Source organism: Coraliomargarita parva (assembly GCF_027257905.1).
Taxonomy (GTDB): Bacteria; Verrucomicrobiota; Verrucomicrobiia; order Opitutales; family Coraliomargaritaceae; genus Coraliomargarita_A; species Coraliomargarita_A parva.
In genome coordinates this window covers 337,105-352,490 of sequence record NZ_JAPZEI010000002.1, presented here as the reverse complement: position 1 = coordinate 352,490, position 15,386 = coordinate 337,105, and the positions used below count along the sequence as shown (strand labels likewise).

Here is a 15,386-nt window from a genome sequence, read left to right as displayed (position 1 = left end):
AGTTCAGGTGTCAGCCTCATAGCCGTAACGCGAGAGGATACCGGAGAGCTCCCGATTCAACTCGGTTACCGTATGCGCCTCAAGTTTGGAGCGAAAGCCTCCAACCTGCCCGGACCGCTTATGGCTCCCCTGCTCCTCCCGGTCCTTCGGGCGGGAACGACGACGGATTTCCTCCGCCACCTCATCTCGGATCGGAAGATAGCGGCGAAGCTTTTCCAGGAAATTGTCAAAATCCGAAATCATGTCCTCATAGCGGAGCAGGACCGCTCGAGGACAACGCTCAAGCACATCGCCGACATTCTTGAAATGGATTTGCTGGGACTTCGCAAACTCCAGCACATAGGCGTCCAATGACATCGATTGGATCATCGCCCTCCGCTCTTCCTGCTTCACCCGAATCTCCGGCAGGGCACTCATGGGATGCGTAAATCCGAAGGAGTAATAGGAAGACACCAGGATGTCACGCGGATCCCGGATCATCACATAGGCAATCTTGTCCCGGATGAACTCGGGAGCGATCACGGGTTGGACCAGCTGCTTCCAAACCGGCCCCGTCCCGCCTCCAGACAGGCGAAGCGGCCCGTAGACATGCCCCCGCTTGCGATAGCGCACCGAGACCAGAGCGTCCGGCTTGTTCATAAAGATCCGTTTAGATTGATTGACCAACAGAAGGCCGTCCACATGCTTCAGGATGTAGTCGCTGAACAAGGTGCTGGCGCACTTGTGGAGGGAAAAGAAATAGACGGATTCAGGCAGGTCCCAGTTCAGGTAGGAATGTCGTATGGCACGCAGTTTTTTCATCGTATCCACTTACTATGAAAGACGCTGTGCCTTGAAACAAGCCGCAGTTGCCGGATCGGGAACTTTTGAGCGACTGCCTGGCCACTCCCGATGAAAGGCTTAGCCTCGAAGCGCCTTGCGGTAATGGACCGGCGACACACCGAAGAAGCTCTTGAACTGGCGGCTGAAGAAATAAATGTCACGATAGCCCAGGACCTCGGCGATCTCACCGACCCGTAATTGGCTGCTTTCAAGGTAACGCCGGGCCTGAATCATTTTGCAGTTCAAAAGGAATTGCTTCGGAGCGATACCGACCTGCTTGGAAAATTCGCGGTCAAAATGCGAGCGCGAGATGCCCGCCTCGCGGGCCAGCGCATCCATGGAGACGATCGACGCGGGCGCCTCGTGGATGCGGCGGATCGCCTTGGCCACCCGCCGGTCCAGCAGGACATCGACTGCGGTCGGCGCACTCGAACAACACTGTGCAATCAACTGGTAGAGTTGACGGGCTAAGGTGGCCTCGTCTTCCCGCCGGAAAGCCAGACGCATGATGGCATCGATCTGATGTTTCAACACTGACAAGGAGGACACTTCCCGTCCGAGCACCGGAAAACCCTCTACCGCTTCCATCACCGTTCCGTCATACACTGGTAGGAAATGGGCGGAGAAGCGAGTGACCCGCTCCCCTGAAAAGTGCGCAGCGGAAATCTTCTGCCCCGGAGCAAAGACAAAGAACATCCCCGGCTTCAGGCGGAAGGTTTGCCCGTCACAACTCAGGTAGGCCTCGCCCGTCAGCGCCGCCCAGAAATTGTAATGCCGATCCCCCGAGGTCTCCCACTCCCAGTGCTCCACCTCCGTACACAGGTAGGGGAACCACGGTCGGTCCTCCAGAAGTATGCTGTCGAAAGGCAGCTCTGTCTCGTTTACTTTCATCGACTCAAACCGTACCGTCTCCTTTGCTCGACCTGCTTCCACCCATAACATGATGAAAAAGTGCAAATTTAAGAAAGAGCAATCCATTTTCTTGAATTAGAAAATCTGCTAGTCTAGCGAAATGACATCTGCAGACTACCTCCACTCAGTATTCTCTCTGGACGGCAAAGTGGCCGTTGTAATCGGCGGCACCGGTGAATTGTGCGGCGCCATGGCCGAAGGGCTGGCCGCAGCCGGCGCGGAAACCGTATTAGTCGGCCGCAGTGAGGAAAAAGCCAAGGCGCGCCTCGCCAAGATCGAGGAAAAAGGCGGCAAAGCCTACTTCGAAAAGGTCGACGTCAATTCCAAGGAATCCATTCAGGCTCTGCTCGACTCAGTGCTCGAAAAGTCCGGCAAGGTCGACATCCTGGTCAACGGCGCCGGCGTCAATTCCCCCACACCCGTCTTCGACATCCCGGAGGAGGAATTCGACCGCATCATCAACACCAACTTGAAGGCCGTACTCTTTGCATCCCAAGTCTTCGGCAAATACCTCGTCGACCGTGGTGAAGGCGGCAGCATCATCAACATCGGCTCGATGAGCGGTATCATCCCGCTTTCCCGCGTCTTCACCTACTCCGCGACGAAGGCTGCCGTGCACAACCTCTCCAAGAACCTGGCCCGCGAATGGGCGGAGCAAAAGGTTCGTGTGAATACCATCGTTCCGGGCTTCTTCCCCGCTGAGCAAAACAAGAAGGTACTCACCCCCGAGCGCGTGGCCAGCATCATGGGCCACACGCCGGCCAACCGCTTCGGCGAAGCCCAAGAATTGATCGGGGCCACCCTGCTCCTCGCATCCGACGCCTCCAGCTTCATGAACGGCGCCGAAATCGTGGTCGATGGCGGCTACGCATCTATGACGATTTAGCGAAGCATCGCTTCGCTAAATCGGTTTACTAGTTTTCAGTTACTGACTGTATCAACTGAAAACTGGCCAACTGAAAACCGAACCACTTCAATACATGTCTTATCTCCACGAAAATTTCCTCCTTCCCAACAAGACCGCGCAGCGCTTGTTCCATGAGGTCGCCAAGGACCAGCCCATCATGGACTACCACTGCCACCTGTCACCGGAAGCGATTGCCAATAATGCCCGATTCCCGGACCTGGCCGAAGTCTGGCTCGGCGGTGACCACTACAAGTGGCGTGCCATGCGCGCCTCCGGCGAACCGGAAACGCTGGTCACCGGCAAGGATTCCAGCCCGAAGGAGAAATTCGACGCTTGGGCCCGCACTGTCCCTCAAACCGTGCGCAATCCCCTGCACCACTGGACTCACCTCGAACTGAAGCGCTACTTCGGTATCGATGAAGTGCTCAGTCCGGCCACAGCGGATGTCATCTGGGAAAAGGCCAATGCCCAGCTCGCGGAAGACAGCTTCAACGTCCATAACATCTGCAAGCAGTACGACATCCGCGCCATCGGCACAACCGACGATCCGATTGACACGCTGGAGCACCACGCCGCCTTTAATGCCAGCGGCAACCGTACTAAAATGTTCCCGACCTACCGCCCCGACAAGGCGATGATCACCACCAACGTGAAGGGCTGGAATGAATGGACCGACCAGTTGGCGAACGTCTCCGGCAAATCACTCGACTCGGCGGCGGACTTCATCGACGCACTCAAATCTCGCCATGATTACTTCCATGAAAAAGGCTGTCGCCTGACAGACCACGGATTGGAAGCCTGCCCGTACGCACCTTGCAGCGACGAACAAGCCGAGGTCATCTTCAAGAAGCTACGCGCCGGCGAAACACTCAGCAGCATCGAAGCCGAAGAGTGGATGACATTCATCATGGAAGCCGTTGCCCGTTGGAACACAGAAAAGGGCTGGACCATGCAGCTCCACCTCGGTCCGATTCGGAACAACAACACCAAGATGTTCAAGCAGCTCGGTCCGGACACCGGCTACGATTCCATGCTCGACGAACCGGTCGCCCGTAAGACCGTGGCCTTCCTCGACAGCCTCGTCACCGCCGACGCCCTCCCGAAAACAATCTTCTATCACATCAACCCCTCCTTCCTCTACGCTTTCGCGACACTCATGGGCAGCTACCAGGACGGCAGCGTTCCGGGCAAGATGCAACTCGGTTCCGGTTGGTGGCACGTCGACACCCTCGACGGCATGCGCACACAGATGGAAGTGCTGTCCAGCGTGGGACTCTTCTCCCGCTTTGTCGGCATGTTGACCGACTCCCGCAGCTTCCTGAGCTTCCCGCGTCACGAATACTTCCGCCGCCTCGTCTGCAGCATCGTCGGCACCGATGTCGAAGCCGGGCTCATCCCGGACGACAAGGATCTACTGGATAAGCTCGTCAAAGGCATCTGCTTCGACAACGCGAAGAACTACTTCAACTTTCCCGGCGTCGAGTAAGTCAACCACGGATGACACGGATACACGCTGATTCAATATCATTAAACTATCCGCGTGCATCCTCGTGCATCTGCGGTTAAACAATTCCCAACACACATATGAAAATCCTCCTCACGACTACCTCCTACCAAGACTGCCCCGGCGACCACCATGCACTGCTCGAAAGCACCGGTGCGGAAATCGTCCGCGAACGCGGCCCGCTCTCCGAAGCCCGCATGCTGGAACTGGCCGGCGACTTCGATGCCTTCCTCTGCGGCGACGACGAAATCACCAAGGCCGTCATCGACAAGTCCCTGCCCAAGCTGAAGATCATCGCCAAATACGGCATCGGCGTGGACAAGATCGACGTGGCCTATGCCACCGAGAAGCAAATCCCCGTCAGCTTTTGCCCCGGCGTCAATCACACCACCGTAGCCGAACACGTCTTCATGCTTCTGCTCGCGCTGAACAAGAATCTCATCGAGCAAGCAAATGCCACTGCCGCCGGCGGATGGAAACGAATGACCGGCCATGAGATAATGGGCAAGACCATCGGCATCATCGGCCTCGGCCGTATCGGCCGCGAAGTCGCCATCCGCGCCAATGCCTTCGGCATGACCTGCATCGGCTACGACCTGTACTGGCCGGAAGACTTCGCCAAGGAGCACAATGTCAAGCGCATGGACGGCATCACGCAGCTCCTGCGCGAAAGCGATATCGTATCCCTACACACGAACCTGACCGAAGAAACCCGCGACATGATCTGCGAGACCTCCATCAAGAACATGAAGGACGGCGCCATCCTGATCAACTGCGGCCGCGGCGAGCTCACCCACACCTCGGACATCGCCGCCGCACTGGAAAGCGGCAAACTGGCCGGCTACGGAGCCGACGTGCTCGACCAGGAACCGCCCGCGTCCGACCACCCGCTGCTCGGCGCGAAAAACTGCATCATCACACCGCACGTGGGATCCCGCACTTACGAAAGCGTCCAGCGCCAAGCCGGCATGGCCACTGAGAATCTGGTTCTTCTTTTGAAAGGACAAAAACCACTGGCTCAGGTCAACGACGCTCCTCCTCCCAACGCACTAATTTAACCACAGATTCACACAGATGGACACAGATTCAAATCCGTGTGAATCTGTGTTCATCCGTGGTTCAAAAACTCATCATCTTATGTCCGAAACATTCTACATCGTTCCGCAGGAACAACACGACACCCTCGTCGCCCAAGCCTATCAACACCGCGGATACACGGCTGACGAAGCCGCACAGGCCGCCCGCTTCTCCGCCTTCGCCTCGCATCACGGCATCCGCACGCATAACGCCATCAAGGCGCTGCACCTGGACCACCTCTTCGGTAGCGCGGCCGGCGGCTGCGCACCGGCCGCGGAGATCGAGAAGGTTGAGTCCCGTTTTGCGGCCAGCGAAACCTGGAACGCAAACAAGAAGCTCGGCCAGGCCACCGCTTATGAAGCGATCGATACGGCCATGGCACTCGCCGACAAATACGGCATCGGCCAGGTCTCCGTCGACAACGCCTTCCACTATCTCTGGGGTGGCGGTTATGTCATGGAAGCCGCCAAGAAAGGCTACATTGCTTACACCAACTGCACCGCGGCCCTAGCCGAAGTCGTGCCCTTCATGGGCAAGTTCCCGACTCTCGGCACCAACCCGCACAGCTGGGGCTTCCCGACCACCGACGCAGTGGGCTTCCCCATCGTGATCGACTGGGCCACCTCCGTCATCGCCATGGGACGTGTGCAACAGTTCCTCCGCGAAGGCACCGCGCTGCCTCCCAATGCGGCAGTGGACAAGGACGGCAAGCCGACGACCGACGCCAAGGAAGTCGCCGCACTCATGCCTTTCGGTGCGCACAAGGGCTATGGCCTCAGTCTGATCAACGAAATTGTCGGTGCCTTTATCGGAGGCAGCCTGCCCACCCTTCGCAGCCGTCAGGCCCCCGAAGGTGAAAAGCGCACACCCGCATTCTACTTTCAGGTCATCCATCCGGATGCGATCAACGGCGGCGCTTTCGCCAAGGGCCGCAACCAGGCTGAAAACGTCAAGGCGGTCATCGAGGATATCCTCGGACACGGCAACGAAAACTGCCTGCTCCCCGGCCAAATCGAAGCCAAGTGGGCCGAACGCGTGGTTAAAGCCGGCGGCCTTCTCTTTTCCAAGGCCGAAATCGAAGCCTTCAACGAGATCGCCGAAGAATGCGGCGCTCCCACCTGGGAACTCGGAAGCTTCCCGACCGAAGCCTAAATTGGTTTTGCAAACGGGTGGTTGGCTGATGCCGACCACCCGTTTTTTTATATCCCGGAAGGACCGAAAGCATGCTTCGTCGGCAACTGGCTTTAGCCGCCCCTCCCGATCAGGCCAGCGAAGCTCTTTCTTCCGGAAGGGGCGCATGGCTGAAGCCGTGCAGAAAGCACTGCCTAGAAGCGCACCACCGAATCGTCATGGTCCAAGCGTTTGCGCAGCTCGATCGGGCTACAGCCGAAACGGCGCTTGAACGCCCGGGAGAAGGTACTCTGGTCGTTGAAACCACACTCCGAGCAGATGGCGACCAGTTTCATATCGGTATCGGTGAGGAGCTGCATCGCCCTTTGAAACCGTACCTGGTCGAAAACTTCCTTGGGCGAAGCGTTGAAGGCTTCATGGAACAATCGCCTCAAATGGGAAACCGAGACGTGTGCCTGTCGGGCGATTTCGGAGATACTCGGATTTTGCTTCATGTGATCCACCGCCCATGCCAGGGCATCTTCAACCGATTGGCGCATGTCAGCATTCTGATGGTCCTCGGCATCCGTCCAGAGCTCGTAAACCAGCAAACTCAACTCTAAGAGCGCGTGCTCATAACACAGCACCATGCCGGGCGCCGGATCATTCCAATAGCCTTCCACCTTGTCGGCCAAGTCGCGGAGTTGACCGCATTGCTTCGCATTCAGCTGCACCGAGATGCCTCCGCTGTCCGAAGGAATCGCCCGCAATAGAACCTCCGGGATAAAGCGAAAGTGGAAGACGACAATGGTCGCCTCCTTCCCGGGTTCCCCTGTCCAGGCATGATCCGATTGCGGCGGCGAGAGCCAAAGCCTCTGTGAGGACAGGTCCTCCAATGTATGTCTGGAGCGATCTGTTTTGCCGATCCGGCCCTCAATCACCGCCTGAAACTCCCAGAATAAACGCCGCATCTCGGGGATCGGCTTCTCGTAGTACGAACGTGGGCCGCGATTGAAATATGTAAGCATGCCCTGTCCTAGATTCCATGAGCGAAAAAGTCAAACAGTTGAGCGAAGCTCCTATAGACAGGCTATTAAAATAAATGCATAATGAGCGATAATTACCCACCCCACCAAGACACGGACCTAAACCCCACCCTGAGATGAAGACAATCGAAGCATACACATTTGGCATGGGCGACCGTTTTGCCCATCAAGGCGAAGCCCAACTCAATGCAGTTTTAAAAGCCAATGCCATAGGCCTTAAAATTTATCCCACTTGGAATAAATCGCACCGTGAGCATACCATTGTCGGATCGGTACCGCACAGTCTCCGCGAGGAAGCCGATGCCGCGGTGAAAGCACTGGGCTGGAGCGACAGTTATTACGTGGATGCCGATCACATCAAATTTGACACCGTCGGCCCTTTCCTCGAAGGCAGCAATTTCTTCACCCTCGATGTGGCCGATTATGTCGGCGAAACACCGGATACCGCCGCGGTAGCGAAATGGCTCTCCAGCATCGAACAATATTTCGGAGAACTGGCCATTGAGGGCCTCGACGAACCTGTCACTTTGAGCAAGGAGGCCGCCGAGGCATCCGCCGCCAAATACTTCAACGCGATCGCCAAGGCTGGGGAACTCTACCGCAAAATTGAAGCCGAGAAATCGGATCCCGCCTTTGTCACCGAAGTCTCGATCGACGAAACCGACCTCCCCCAAGGGCCGGAAGATATTTTCTACATCCTGTCCATGATGGCCCTGCAGGAGATTCCGGTTCAAACCGTAGCGCCCAAATTTACCGGTCGCTTCAACAAGGGTGTCGACTACGTCGGCGATTTGGCCCAGTTCGAAAAGGAGTTCCATGCCGACCTCTGTATCATCGCCTTTGCGATCAAGACCTTCGGCCTGCCGGAAACCCTCAAGATCAGCGTCCACTCCGGCAGCGACAAGTTCTCCCTCTACCCGATCATCAACAAGCTGATCAAGCAGCATGGCGCGGGCCTGCACGTGAAGACAGCCGGAACCACTTGGCTCGAGGAAGTCATCGGCCTGGCCCGCTCCGGTGGCGAAGGTCTGGCAATTGCCAAGGAAATCTACACCAAGAGCCTTGAGCATTACGAGGAACTGACCGCCCCCTACAGCACCGTGATCGACATTGACACCAGCAAGCTGCCGGCTCCCGAAACCGTTGCGTCATGGACTTCGGACGAGTATGTCGCCGCCTTGGAGCATGATCAGTCCAATCCCGCTTACAACCTCCACCTGCGCCAGCTGATCCATGTCGGCTTCAAGATCGCCGCAAAAATGGGCGCTCGCTATACGGATGCCCTGAAGGCGAATGCGACCGTTATTGGCGATGGCGTAACCTACAATCTTTTCGAGCGACACATGCGCCCGATCTTCGGCGCATAAGCTGAGTTAATTAAGCCACAAAGCACCCCTTTAGCTTGTCCTGAGCGAATTTTTCCACTAGGTTAGTTTTGTTCTGTCTACCCCAGCACAAGACTTACCGGACTCGCCCCGACAACTTATACTCCTCAGCCAAAAGGCCGAGGAGCTGGAGTTGCTTTCGTCCCAGCTTGAATCCGACGATATCGGTAGTTTCGAACTCAGGCGCGTGAGCAGCCTGAAGCAACTGAACAAGCTGCCCTGGCAGGCAGAATGTCACGCGGTTTTGCTCGACATGCGGATAGGCCGTTCGCTGGTACGCGAGACGATCCAAACCATCGGCGAAAGCCAGGGCACGGTTGCCTTGCTCTGCCTCTGCCGCAACCACAAGGAGCTGCTCAACTATCAGGAATGGATCCACCTGGTCGACGACTACCTCTTGCTGGAATCCATGGATGACGGCGAACTGCTGACCCGCATCTCCCATGCAATCCGGAGGCGCAAGAAGGAGTATGAGTTGATCCACGAACAGACCCTGCTGCAATCCCTGATGGATAACATACCGGATGCGATCTACTTCAAGGACCTTGAGAGCCGCTTTACAAAGGTCAATCGGGCCATGGCCGAATCCTACGGATTTGACCGGATCAGCATCCTCGGAATGACTGACTTTGACTTGTTCACCGAAGAACATGCGAGGGCAGCCTATGAGGACGAGCAGGCGATCATCCGGACGGGCAAGCCAATTATTGGCAAAGTGGAAAAGGAAACCTATCGCGACGGGCATGTCACTTGGGTGACCACCAGCAAAGTACCGCTCTGCGATAATAATGGCCGTATCATCGGAACGATGGGTATTTCCAGAAGCATTACTGATATGAAACAGGTTCAGGATACGCTGGACAAGGAACGTATCCTGTTGAGGACCATCCTGAACAACGTGCCGGATCGGATTTTCGTCAAGGATCGAGAAGGTCGTTACATCGTGTCGAATCATCGTCACCGGCGTTTCCTACAGGCAACCAGCGACGACACCGTGATCGGGAAGACGGTGTACGATTACTTCGACAAGGAGGACGCCGACATCCTGCATAACGAGGACATGCACATAGTACGTTCGGGAATCGGACTGATCAACAGCGAGGAACAGCAGATCAATGACGACGGTTCCCTCGCCTGGTTCCTGACCAGCAAGGTCCCACTGGTCGACGAGAACGGCGACACGATCGGACTGGTGGGCATCGCCCGCGATGTAACCGATCAAAAAAACACCGAGGTCAAGCTTCGCAGCACCATCAACATACTCAACGATACGCGCCTCCAACTCATCGAATCGGAAAAGCTCAAGACAGTGGGACGCCTCGCTGCCGGCGTGGCACACGAAGTCAAGAATCCGCTGGGTGTGGTACGTCTGGGCGTCGACTATCTTCGTGGCCGACTCAAGGAGCGCAGAGAGTTCAAAGAGCTTCTGACCGACATGCTGCAAGCCACGGACAAGGCAAATGAAGTGATCATGGAGTTACTGGACTACTCCTCGCCGCACAAGATCAGCATGGATCCGATGGATATCAACACCCTCATCCGCAAGGTGCTCGCCCTGCTCCGGCATAATTTCAAGGAAGCCGGTATCCACATAACCGAAGACATGCTGAAGATGCCCCTCGTCGTGATGACCGATACGACCAAGCTTGAGCAGGTCTTCATCAACCTTTTCCTCAATGCGATAGCCGCCATGCCCAATGGCGGCGAGATCTGCATCCGCACCGAGCGCCAACGCATGAATCACACCGGTAGCAATGTCTCGGGAGAAATGACCGAACGCTTCAAGATCGGCGACCGGCTGGTCGTCGTTGAAATCGAGGATAGCGGGCACGGGATCAAGCAAGCCGACAAGGACAAGCTCTTCGAACCTTTCTTTTCCACCCGTGCGACGGGCGACGGCACCGGCTTGGGACTGTCCGTAACACGTAGCATTGTTGAAATGCACCATGGAATGATTACATTAGAGAATTGCCCCAAGCATACCGGCGCCTGCGCTCGCGCCATCTTCCCCGAATACACCGGTTCTACCAATGAGAGCTCACCCCACAGTCCATCATCGAAAAGTTCTCGTCATTGATGACGAAGCGTCCTTCACCCGAATGGTGAAGTTGAATCTCGAGACCACCGGCAATTACGAAGTCTACACGATCAACGAAAGCCGGAAAGCCTTTGATGCCGTCCGTGCTTACGAGCCGGACATTATCCTGCTCGATGTCGTCATGCCGGAAGTCGATGGCGGAGATGTCGCCAATCAAATCCGGAACCATGCGGACACCTCGCGCATCCCCATCATCTTCGTCTCGGCCATGGTCTCACGCAAAGAAAGCGGTAGCGGATTCTATAACAGCGGCGGTGAGCATTTCCTCGCCAAGCCGGTCAGTACGGAACTCCTGACCCATGCGATCGAGCACGTATTGACGAAGAACTAGCGCGCCTCGACGACCACCTTGACGCCTTCCTGGCGAAGGTTCACTTGGAAGGCTTCGTCGATCTGGTCGAGCGGGAACTTGTGAGTCACGAGCGAGGAAACCGGAATCCCGATTCGCTCGGCCCGCTGGAGGAAATGATACGCATTGGGGTATTCGAAGCTGTTGTAAACCCAGCTCCCGACAAGAGATATCTCCTTGGCGCAGAGATCACGGTGCGGATTGATGGCACACTCGCCAGCGTCAACAAAGTGCCCCACCTCGCAAATGCCCCCGCCGCGTCGAACCAACTTATACAAATTCGCGTGGGCCGCCGGCACTCCGGTCACCTGAAAGCCCCAGTGGGCACCCAGCCCTTTAGTCAAGCTCTGCACCTTTGCCGCGATTTCGTCGATACCAGAGTATTCCTTGTAATTGATCGTATCGTCCGCACCCATGCGACGTGCGATCTCCAGACGGTCTGGGTTACCATCCAGGGCGATAATGTTGTTCACCCCGTGAGTGCGCAGCACCGCGATCATGAGCAACCCGATCGGACCGCAGCCCTGTACAACCACGCGGGTGCGGAAATTCAACTTATTGTTACCGCAACTCTTTGCGCGCTCCAAGGCATGGCAAACCACCGCAGCCGGCTCGATCAGGCAGCGCAGCTCGACACTCATGTCATTGACCACGAAGAAAGAGGACCCCGGACGGATGATCAGGTACTCGCCGAAATAACCATTGAAATGATTGTCCGCTTCATCCGGCAGAAGTCCATAAACCTTGAGATCGTCGCTGAGATTCGACTTGGCCGGATTGTATTTTGCGATCAGGCAGTCAGGCGAGGTTTCCATCAAACTGGTAACGATCTTGTCCCCGACCCGCACCGGCTTACCAACGCTGTCCATTTTGACATTTGCGCCGACTTCGAGCACCTCGCCCGTACCTTCGTGGCCGAGCACATTCGGTGTCAGTCCAAAGGGATCCGATTTGTAGCAATGCACGTCGGTGCCGCAGACGCCGCAAGCTTCCACTTTGATGAGAATTTCGTCAGGTCCGATGGCACGGAGCGGGAACTCGCGGATCTCCAGCTTGCGTGGCTCAACCAAGACTGCCGCGCGTCCGGATTTGCCCGGGATGGACGAGGCCGGTTGCTTTGCAGCAGCCACTGAGGCCGACTTCTTCTTGTTCACGGACGCGAGTACTTCACTTACGATCCGACTAATATCTGTGTCACTTAAATTCATACTTAATTAAAATACTCTGCCAGCGGGAGCTAAAATTCATGGATAGATCGGTAGGGTTCGATGTCCTCATAGAGCCGATTCGGATCGTTAAGGATAACGCCCCTACCACACACGATTCAATTGTCTGAACTATTGGTAGTGGTTAGCGAGAGACACAAAATAACATGGTAGCCGCCCGGGGAACAGCGGCCAAATCGCAACAGAATCCTGCTATGACTGCGCTTTAGATACTCAGGCCGAGTTGCCCGAAAGCCAACTTGCGCTCTTCCAGCAGTTCGTCGTTGGAAGCCCTGATCTTGGACTTGGCGTAGTCGCTCAGCTTGATGCCTTCGACCACACGCCAGTTGCCCACGGCATCCACCTTGATTGGCAATGAAGTGATGATCCCGGCGGGTGTCTCGTACTCACCACGTGACACGACACAGACGCTATGAAAATCGCCGCGGGTCGGGGTGATCAAGTCACGTACGGTATCGACCACCGCATTGGCGGCTGAAGCCGCCGAAGAAGCGCCACGGGCATCAATGATCGCCTTGCCGCGCTGTCCGACGGTCGGAACGAAAGTATCCTTCAACCAAGCTTCATCTGCAATGACGTCAGTGGCCTTTTGACGACCGATCTTGGCGTTGTAGAAATCAGGGAACATGGACGGGCTATGATTGCCCCAGACACAAAGTTCGGAGACTTCCTTGACCGGCACACCCGCCTTTTGCGCCAGTTGGCTCTTGGCACGGTTTTCGTCCAGGCGGGTCATGGCGAAGAACTGCTCGTCCGGAATGTCCGGTGCGCTCTTCATCGCGATCAGGCAGTTGGTATTACAGGGATTGCCGACTACAACGACGCGCACGCTCTTCTTGGCATTGTCATTGATCGCCTTGCCTTGGCCCACAAAGACCTTGCCGTTGATTCCGAGCAGGTCTGCGCGCTCCATGCCCTGCTTCCGCGGCACCGAACCGACGAGCAGCGCCCAATCGACATCTTTAAAGCCCACACTCAGGTCCGAGGTCTGCACAATCTCGGTCAACAGCGGGAAAGCACAGTCGTCGAGTTCCATGGCCACGCCCTTGAGCGCGTTCATGCCAGGTTCAATTTCGATCAGGTTCAAAGCCACGGGTTGGTCCGGACCAAACATGGCACCGGACGCGATGCGGAAAAGCAAGGCATAGCCGATATTACCGGCGGCTCCTGTGACAGCGACGCGAATGGGGGCTTTTGATTTCATCAAAATAGTTCTCCAGTTTTCAGTTTGCGGTTTTCAGTTCAGGAGAGAACTGAAACTCGCTACGCGAGTTTCGACATAATCATGTCAGTGATCTTCTGGACCAGAGCTTCGTCCACATCCCCCTTGGGCGCTTGGCAGCTGCAGGAGCTGCCGGACGGCTGAGGTGCGGTGTTGATCGTCGTCGCACCGGCGTCGCAGAGTTCACACTCCTTAAGCTCGTCCAGGCGATGATCCGGCATGCCGAGTTTCTTACGGAGCAGGATCAGTTCCTTGAGCTTGTCCGGACCGTATTGCTTCGGACCGCCGAGTTGGTTGGTGATCGTCACGGTATGGCAGAAGGCGTCCGTGTTTTCCATCTTCCAGTAAGCATCCTCAACGTCCTTCCCCCAACAGATCACACCGTGATTCTGCATCAGGATGGACTGGTGCTTTTTGGCAAGTTGACCGACTTCGCGGGCGTTCTCAGGTGTGCCCGGTGTTTGGTAGCTGGCAAAACCAATTTCACCGAGGAAGACTTCCGGCTCGGGAATCAGACAGGAAGGCGGAGTCACACCTGCGACCGCGAAGGCGGTAGCATAAATCGGATGCGCGTGCACGCAGGACTTGGCCTTGGGCTCATTCTTCATGATACCGAGGTGGGTGTTGACCTCGGAAGTGCGCGGACGTGTGCCGGCCACCTGGTTACCGTCGAGGTCGACCATGCAAAGATCATCCGGAACCATGAAGCCCTTGGAGATCAGCGTCGGCGTGCAAAGCACGAGATTGTCGCCCACCCGAACGGTGATGTTACCGCCGTTGCCATCGACATACCCCTTGCTCCAGATGCGCTTGCCGATGTGGCAGATCCGCTCCTTGAGCTCCTGGATTTCAGGCGAATAGAAGAACTTCTCCAACTCCTGCGGCGTGCGAGGGTCGCCGCCCGGCGTCCAGGTGTATTCGGCATTCGGAAGGACCGGTTCGTGGATGCGGGGGCCATTGGCAGCAATCGCGGACGCAGAGCGCTCCGGCGCGGAGGCTGCCTGGGCTGGCGAAGCCTTGTGTTTACGCAGGAGGTCACGTGCCATCGGCGTGAGCATCGCGTTGGCGGGAACGGACGACAACGGCTGTCCCTGCTCAATCATCTTCTCGAGATCTTTAGCGGTGTAGAGCTTGCTCATGATATTTTGAATCGTTTGTGTTAAATTCAGGCCTCTTCGGGAGGCTGGTAAGTGTATTTGTCCAGCAACGCGACGTTGATGGTGTCGAGTGGAATCGGGAAATCGAAAGGCTGTGTCGCTTCGGCTCCTTCGACATAGAGGATCGGATCCCCCACTCCGGCACCGAGCTTGTCGTAAACAACAGGTGTCCATCCTTCGGCGACGCCATCCGGATTTTTACCCGAGAGCTCATCCGGCCCCATCGGACCAACCAACAGCCAGCGCGCTCCCTTGAACTGGGGAGCCGCATGACTGAGGGTCACTGTGCCGATGACGCGTGCGGGTTTCATGTTAGTCGATGATGCCCATCACTTGATTGCGGATGGGAGAAGTTTCGTCGTGGACGGTGCCTTGTGTCCAGGTACCGTCGGTGGTGATAAATACTTTGGAATGACGACCGGCCCCGATGGGGTCGATTGCTGCGAAAGGCGAACCCGCAGACTTCCCGTTTTCATCGATCGGCGTGCAGAGCACGATCTTCTGCCCTTTCAGGCTGGGGTGGCCGATGCTTGCAGTGGCATGGCCGTCTACGCGGGCAAGTAGCATTTCG

15 protein-coding genes are annotated in these 15,386 nt (G+C 56.5%); 7 read left to right on the top strand and 8 right to left on the bottom strand.

The annotated features are described in order from the left end of the window. Window positions 1–3: 3 nt before the first annotated feature. Window positions 4–801, bottom strand: a complete 798-nt coding sequence (locus O2597_RS03815) for a sulfotransferase domain-containing protein (protein WP_269522865.1) — start codon at window positions 799–801, stop codon at window positions 4–6. A 99-nt stretch (window positions 802–900) separates the two neighbouring features. Further along, window positions 901–1,764 carry a helix-turn-helix domain-containing protein gene (locus O2597_RS03810; protein ID WP_269522864.1) on the bottom strand — a complete coding sequence of 288 codons (864 nt, stop codon included), beginning with the start codon at window positions 1,762–1,764 and terminating at the stop codon, window positions 901–903. Between the two features lie 70 nt (window positions 1,765–1,834). On the opposite strand from O2597_RS03810, the gene O2597_RS03805 reads away from it, so the two are divergent. The 4 genes from O2597_RS03805 (at window position 1,835) to O2597_RS03790 (ending at window position 6,374) form a co-directional block, all read left to right on the top strand. Continuing rightward, a complete protein-coding gene (locus O2597_RS03805) occupies window positions 1,835–2,620 on the top strand; it encodes an SDR family oxidoreductase (RefSeq protein WP_269522863.1) in 786 nt (261 codons plus the stop codon). A 94-nt stretch (window positions 2,621–2,714) separates the two neighbouring features. Then, the gene (uxaC, locus tag O2597_RS03800; protein WP_269522862.1) at window positions 2,715–4,127 is read left to right on the top strand and encodes a glucuronate isomerase; all 1,413 of its coding nucleotides are present in this window, start codon (window positions 2,715–2,717) and stop codon (window positions 4,125–4,127) included. Between the two features lie 98 nt (window positions 4,128–4,225). Beyond that, window positions 4,226–5,203 (top strand): phosphoglycerate dehydrogenase, encoded by a 978-nt coding sequence (locus O2597_RS03795; RefSeq protein WP_269522861.1) that lies wholly within the window; start codon window positions 4,226–4,228, stop codon window positions 5,201–5,203. A gap of 79 nt (window positions 5,204–5,282) precedes the next feature. Next, complete coding sequence (locus O2597_RS03790) at window positions 5,283–6,374, top strand: Ldh family oxidoreductase (RefSeq protein ID WP_269522860.1); 1,092 nt, start codon at window positions 5,283–5,285, stop codon at window positions 6,372–6,374. A gap of 173 nt (window positions 6,375–6,547) precedes the next feature. Here the strand turns inward: O2597_RS03790 and O2597_RS03785 are convergent, their stop codons facing one another. Next, a complete protein-coding gene (locus tag O2597_RS03785) occupies window positions 6,548–7,360 on the bottom strand; it encodes a helix-turn-helix transcriptional regulator (protein WP_269522859.1) in 813 nt (270 codons plus the stop codon). A 134-nt stretch (window positions 7,361–7,494) separates the two neighbouring features. Between O2597_RS03785 and O2597_RS03780 the strand changes: the two genes are divergently transcribed. The 3 genes from O2597_RS03780 to O2597_RS03770 all read left to right on the top strand — a co-directional run bounded on the left by O2597_RS03780 (window position 7,495) and on the right by O2597_RS03770 (window position 11,192). Beyond that, entirely contained in the window at window positions 7,495–8,745 is a 1,251-nt protein-coding gene (locus O2597_RS03780; RefSeq protein ID WP_269522858.1) for a tagaturonate epimerase family protein, read from the top strand. 205 nt (window positions 8,746–8,950) lie between these two features. After that, on the top strand, window positions 8,951–10,840 hold the full coding sequence (locus O2597_RS03775) for a PAS domain-containing protein (protein WP_269522857.1): 1,890 nt from the start codon (window positions 8,951–8,953) through the stop codon (window positions 10,838–10,840). Continuing rightward, a complete protein-coding gene (locus O2597_RS03770; protein WP_269522856.1) occupies window positions 10,794–11,192 on the top strand; it encodes a response regulator in 399 nt (132 codons plus the stop codon). The genes O2597_RS03775 and O2597_RS03770 overlap by 47 nt, the downstream gene beginning before the upstream one ends. Here O2597_RS03770 and O2597_RS03765 read toward each other — a convergent pair. The 5 genes from O2597_RS03765 to O2597_RS03745 all read right to left on the bottom strand — a co-directional run bounded on the left by O2597_RS03765 (window position 11,189) and on the right by O2597_RS03745 (window position 15,382). Next, window positions 11,189–12,418 carry a zinc-dependent alcohol dehydrogenase gene (locus O2597_RS03765; protein ID WP_269522855.1) on the bottom strand — a complete coding sequence of 410 codons (1,230 nt, stop codon included), beginning with the start codon at window positions 12,416–12,418 and terminating at the stop codon, window positions 11,189–11,191. The two genes, O2597_RS03770 and O2597_RS03765, sit on opposite strands and share 4 nt — an antisense overlap. Window positions 12,419–12,641: 223 nt before the next feature. Beyond that, on the bottom strand, window positions 12,642–13,640 hold the full coding sequence (locus O2597_RS03760) for a malate dehydrogenase (RefSeq protein ID WP_269522854.1): 999 nt from the start codon (window positions 13,638–13,640) through the stop codon (window positions 12,642–12,644). Between the two features lie 59 nt (window positions 13,641–13,699). Beyond that, window positions 13,700–14,797, bottom strand: a complete 1,098-nt coding sequence (locus O2597_RS03755; protein ID WP_269522853.1) for a class II aldolase/adducin family protein — start codon at window positions 14,795–14,797, stop codon at window positions 13,700–13,702. Window positions 14,798–14,823: 26 nt separating this feature from the next. Then, window positions 14,824–15,126: a EutN/CcmL family microcompartment protein gene (locus O2597_RS03750; RefSeq protein ID WP_269522852.1), complete on the bottom strand. Its 303-nt coding sequence runs from the start codon at window positions 15,124–15,126 to the stop codon at window positions 14,824–14,826. A gap of 1 nt (window position 15,127) precedes the next feature. After that, on the bottom strand, window positions 15,128–15,382 hold the full coding sequence (locus O2597_RS03745) for a EutN/CcmL family microcompartment protein (protein ID WP_269522851.1): 255 nt from the start codon (window positions 15,380–15,382) through the stop codon (window positions 15,128–15,130). Between the last annotated feature and the right edge of the window lie 4 nt (window positions 15,383–15,386).

Excerpts from the sequence above, each read along its gene's own strand:
- O2597_RS03785 (WP_269522859.1), bottom strand. The coding sequence starts at position 7,360 with ATGCTTACATATTTCAATCGCGGCCCACGTTCGTACTACGAGAAGCCG.
- O2597_RS03780 (WP_269522858.1), top strand. The coding sequence starts at position 7,495 with ATGAAGACAATCGAAGCATACACATTTGGCATGGGCGACCGTTTTGCC.
- O2597_RS03770 (WP_269522856.1), top strand. The coding sequence starts at position 10,794 with ATGAGAGCTCACCCCACAGTCCATCATCGAAAAGTTCTCGTCATTGAT.
- O2597_RS03805 (WP_269522863.1), top strand. The coding sequence starts at position 1,835 with ATGACATCTGCAGACTACCTCCACTCAGTATTCTCTCTGGACGGCAAA.
- O2597_RS03795 (WP_269522861.1), top strand. The coding sequence starts at position 4,226 with ATGAAAATCCTCCTCACGACTACCTCCTACCAAGACTGCCCCGGCGAC.
- O2597_RS03810 (WP_269522864.1), bottom strand. The coding sequence starts at position 1,764 with ATGTTATGGGTGGAAGCAGGTCGAGCAAAGGAGACGGTACGGTTTGAG.
- O2597_RS03790 (WP_269522860.1), top strand. The coding sequence starts at position 5,283 with ATGTCCGAAACATTCTACATCGTTCCGCAGGAACAACACGACACCCTC.
- uxaC (WP_269522862.1), top strand. The coding sequence starts at position 2,715 with ATGTCTTATCTCCACGAAAATTTCCTCCTTCCCAACAAGACCGCGCAG.
- O2597_RS03750 (WP_269522852.1), bottom strand. The coding sequence starts at position 15,126 with ATGAAACCCGCACGCGTCATCGGCACAGTGACCCTCAGTCATGCGGCT.
- O2597_RS03760 (WP_269522854.1), bottom strand. The coding sequence starts at position 13,640 with ATGAAATCAAAAGCCCCCATTCGCGTCGCTGTCACAGGAGCCGCCGGT.
- O2597_RS03765 (WP_269522855.1), bottom strand. The coding sequence starts at position 12,418 with ATGAATTTAAGTGACACAGATATTAGTCGGATCGTAAGTGAAGTACTC.
- O2597_RS03815 (WP_269522865.1), bottom strand. The coding sequence starts at position 801 with ATGAAAAAACTGCGTGCCATACGACATTCCTACCTGAACTGGGACCTG.
- O2597_RS03745 (WP_269522851.1), bottom strand. The coding sequence starts at position 15,382 with ATGCTACTTGCCCGCGTAGACGGCCATGCCACTGCAAGCATCGGCCAC.
- O2597_RS03755 (WP_269522853.1), bottom strand. The coding sequence starts at position 14,797 with ATGAGCAAGCTCTACACCGCTAAAGATCTCGAGAAGATGATTGAGCAG.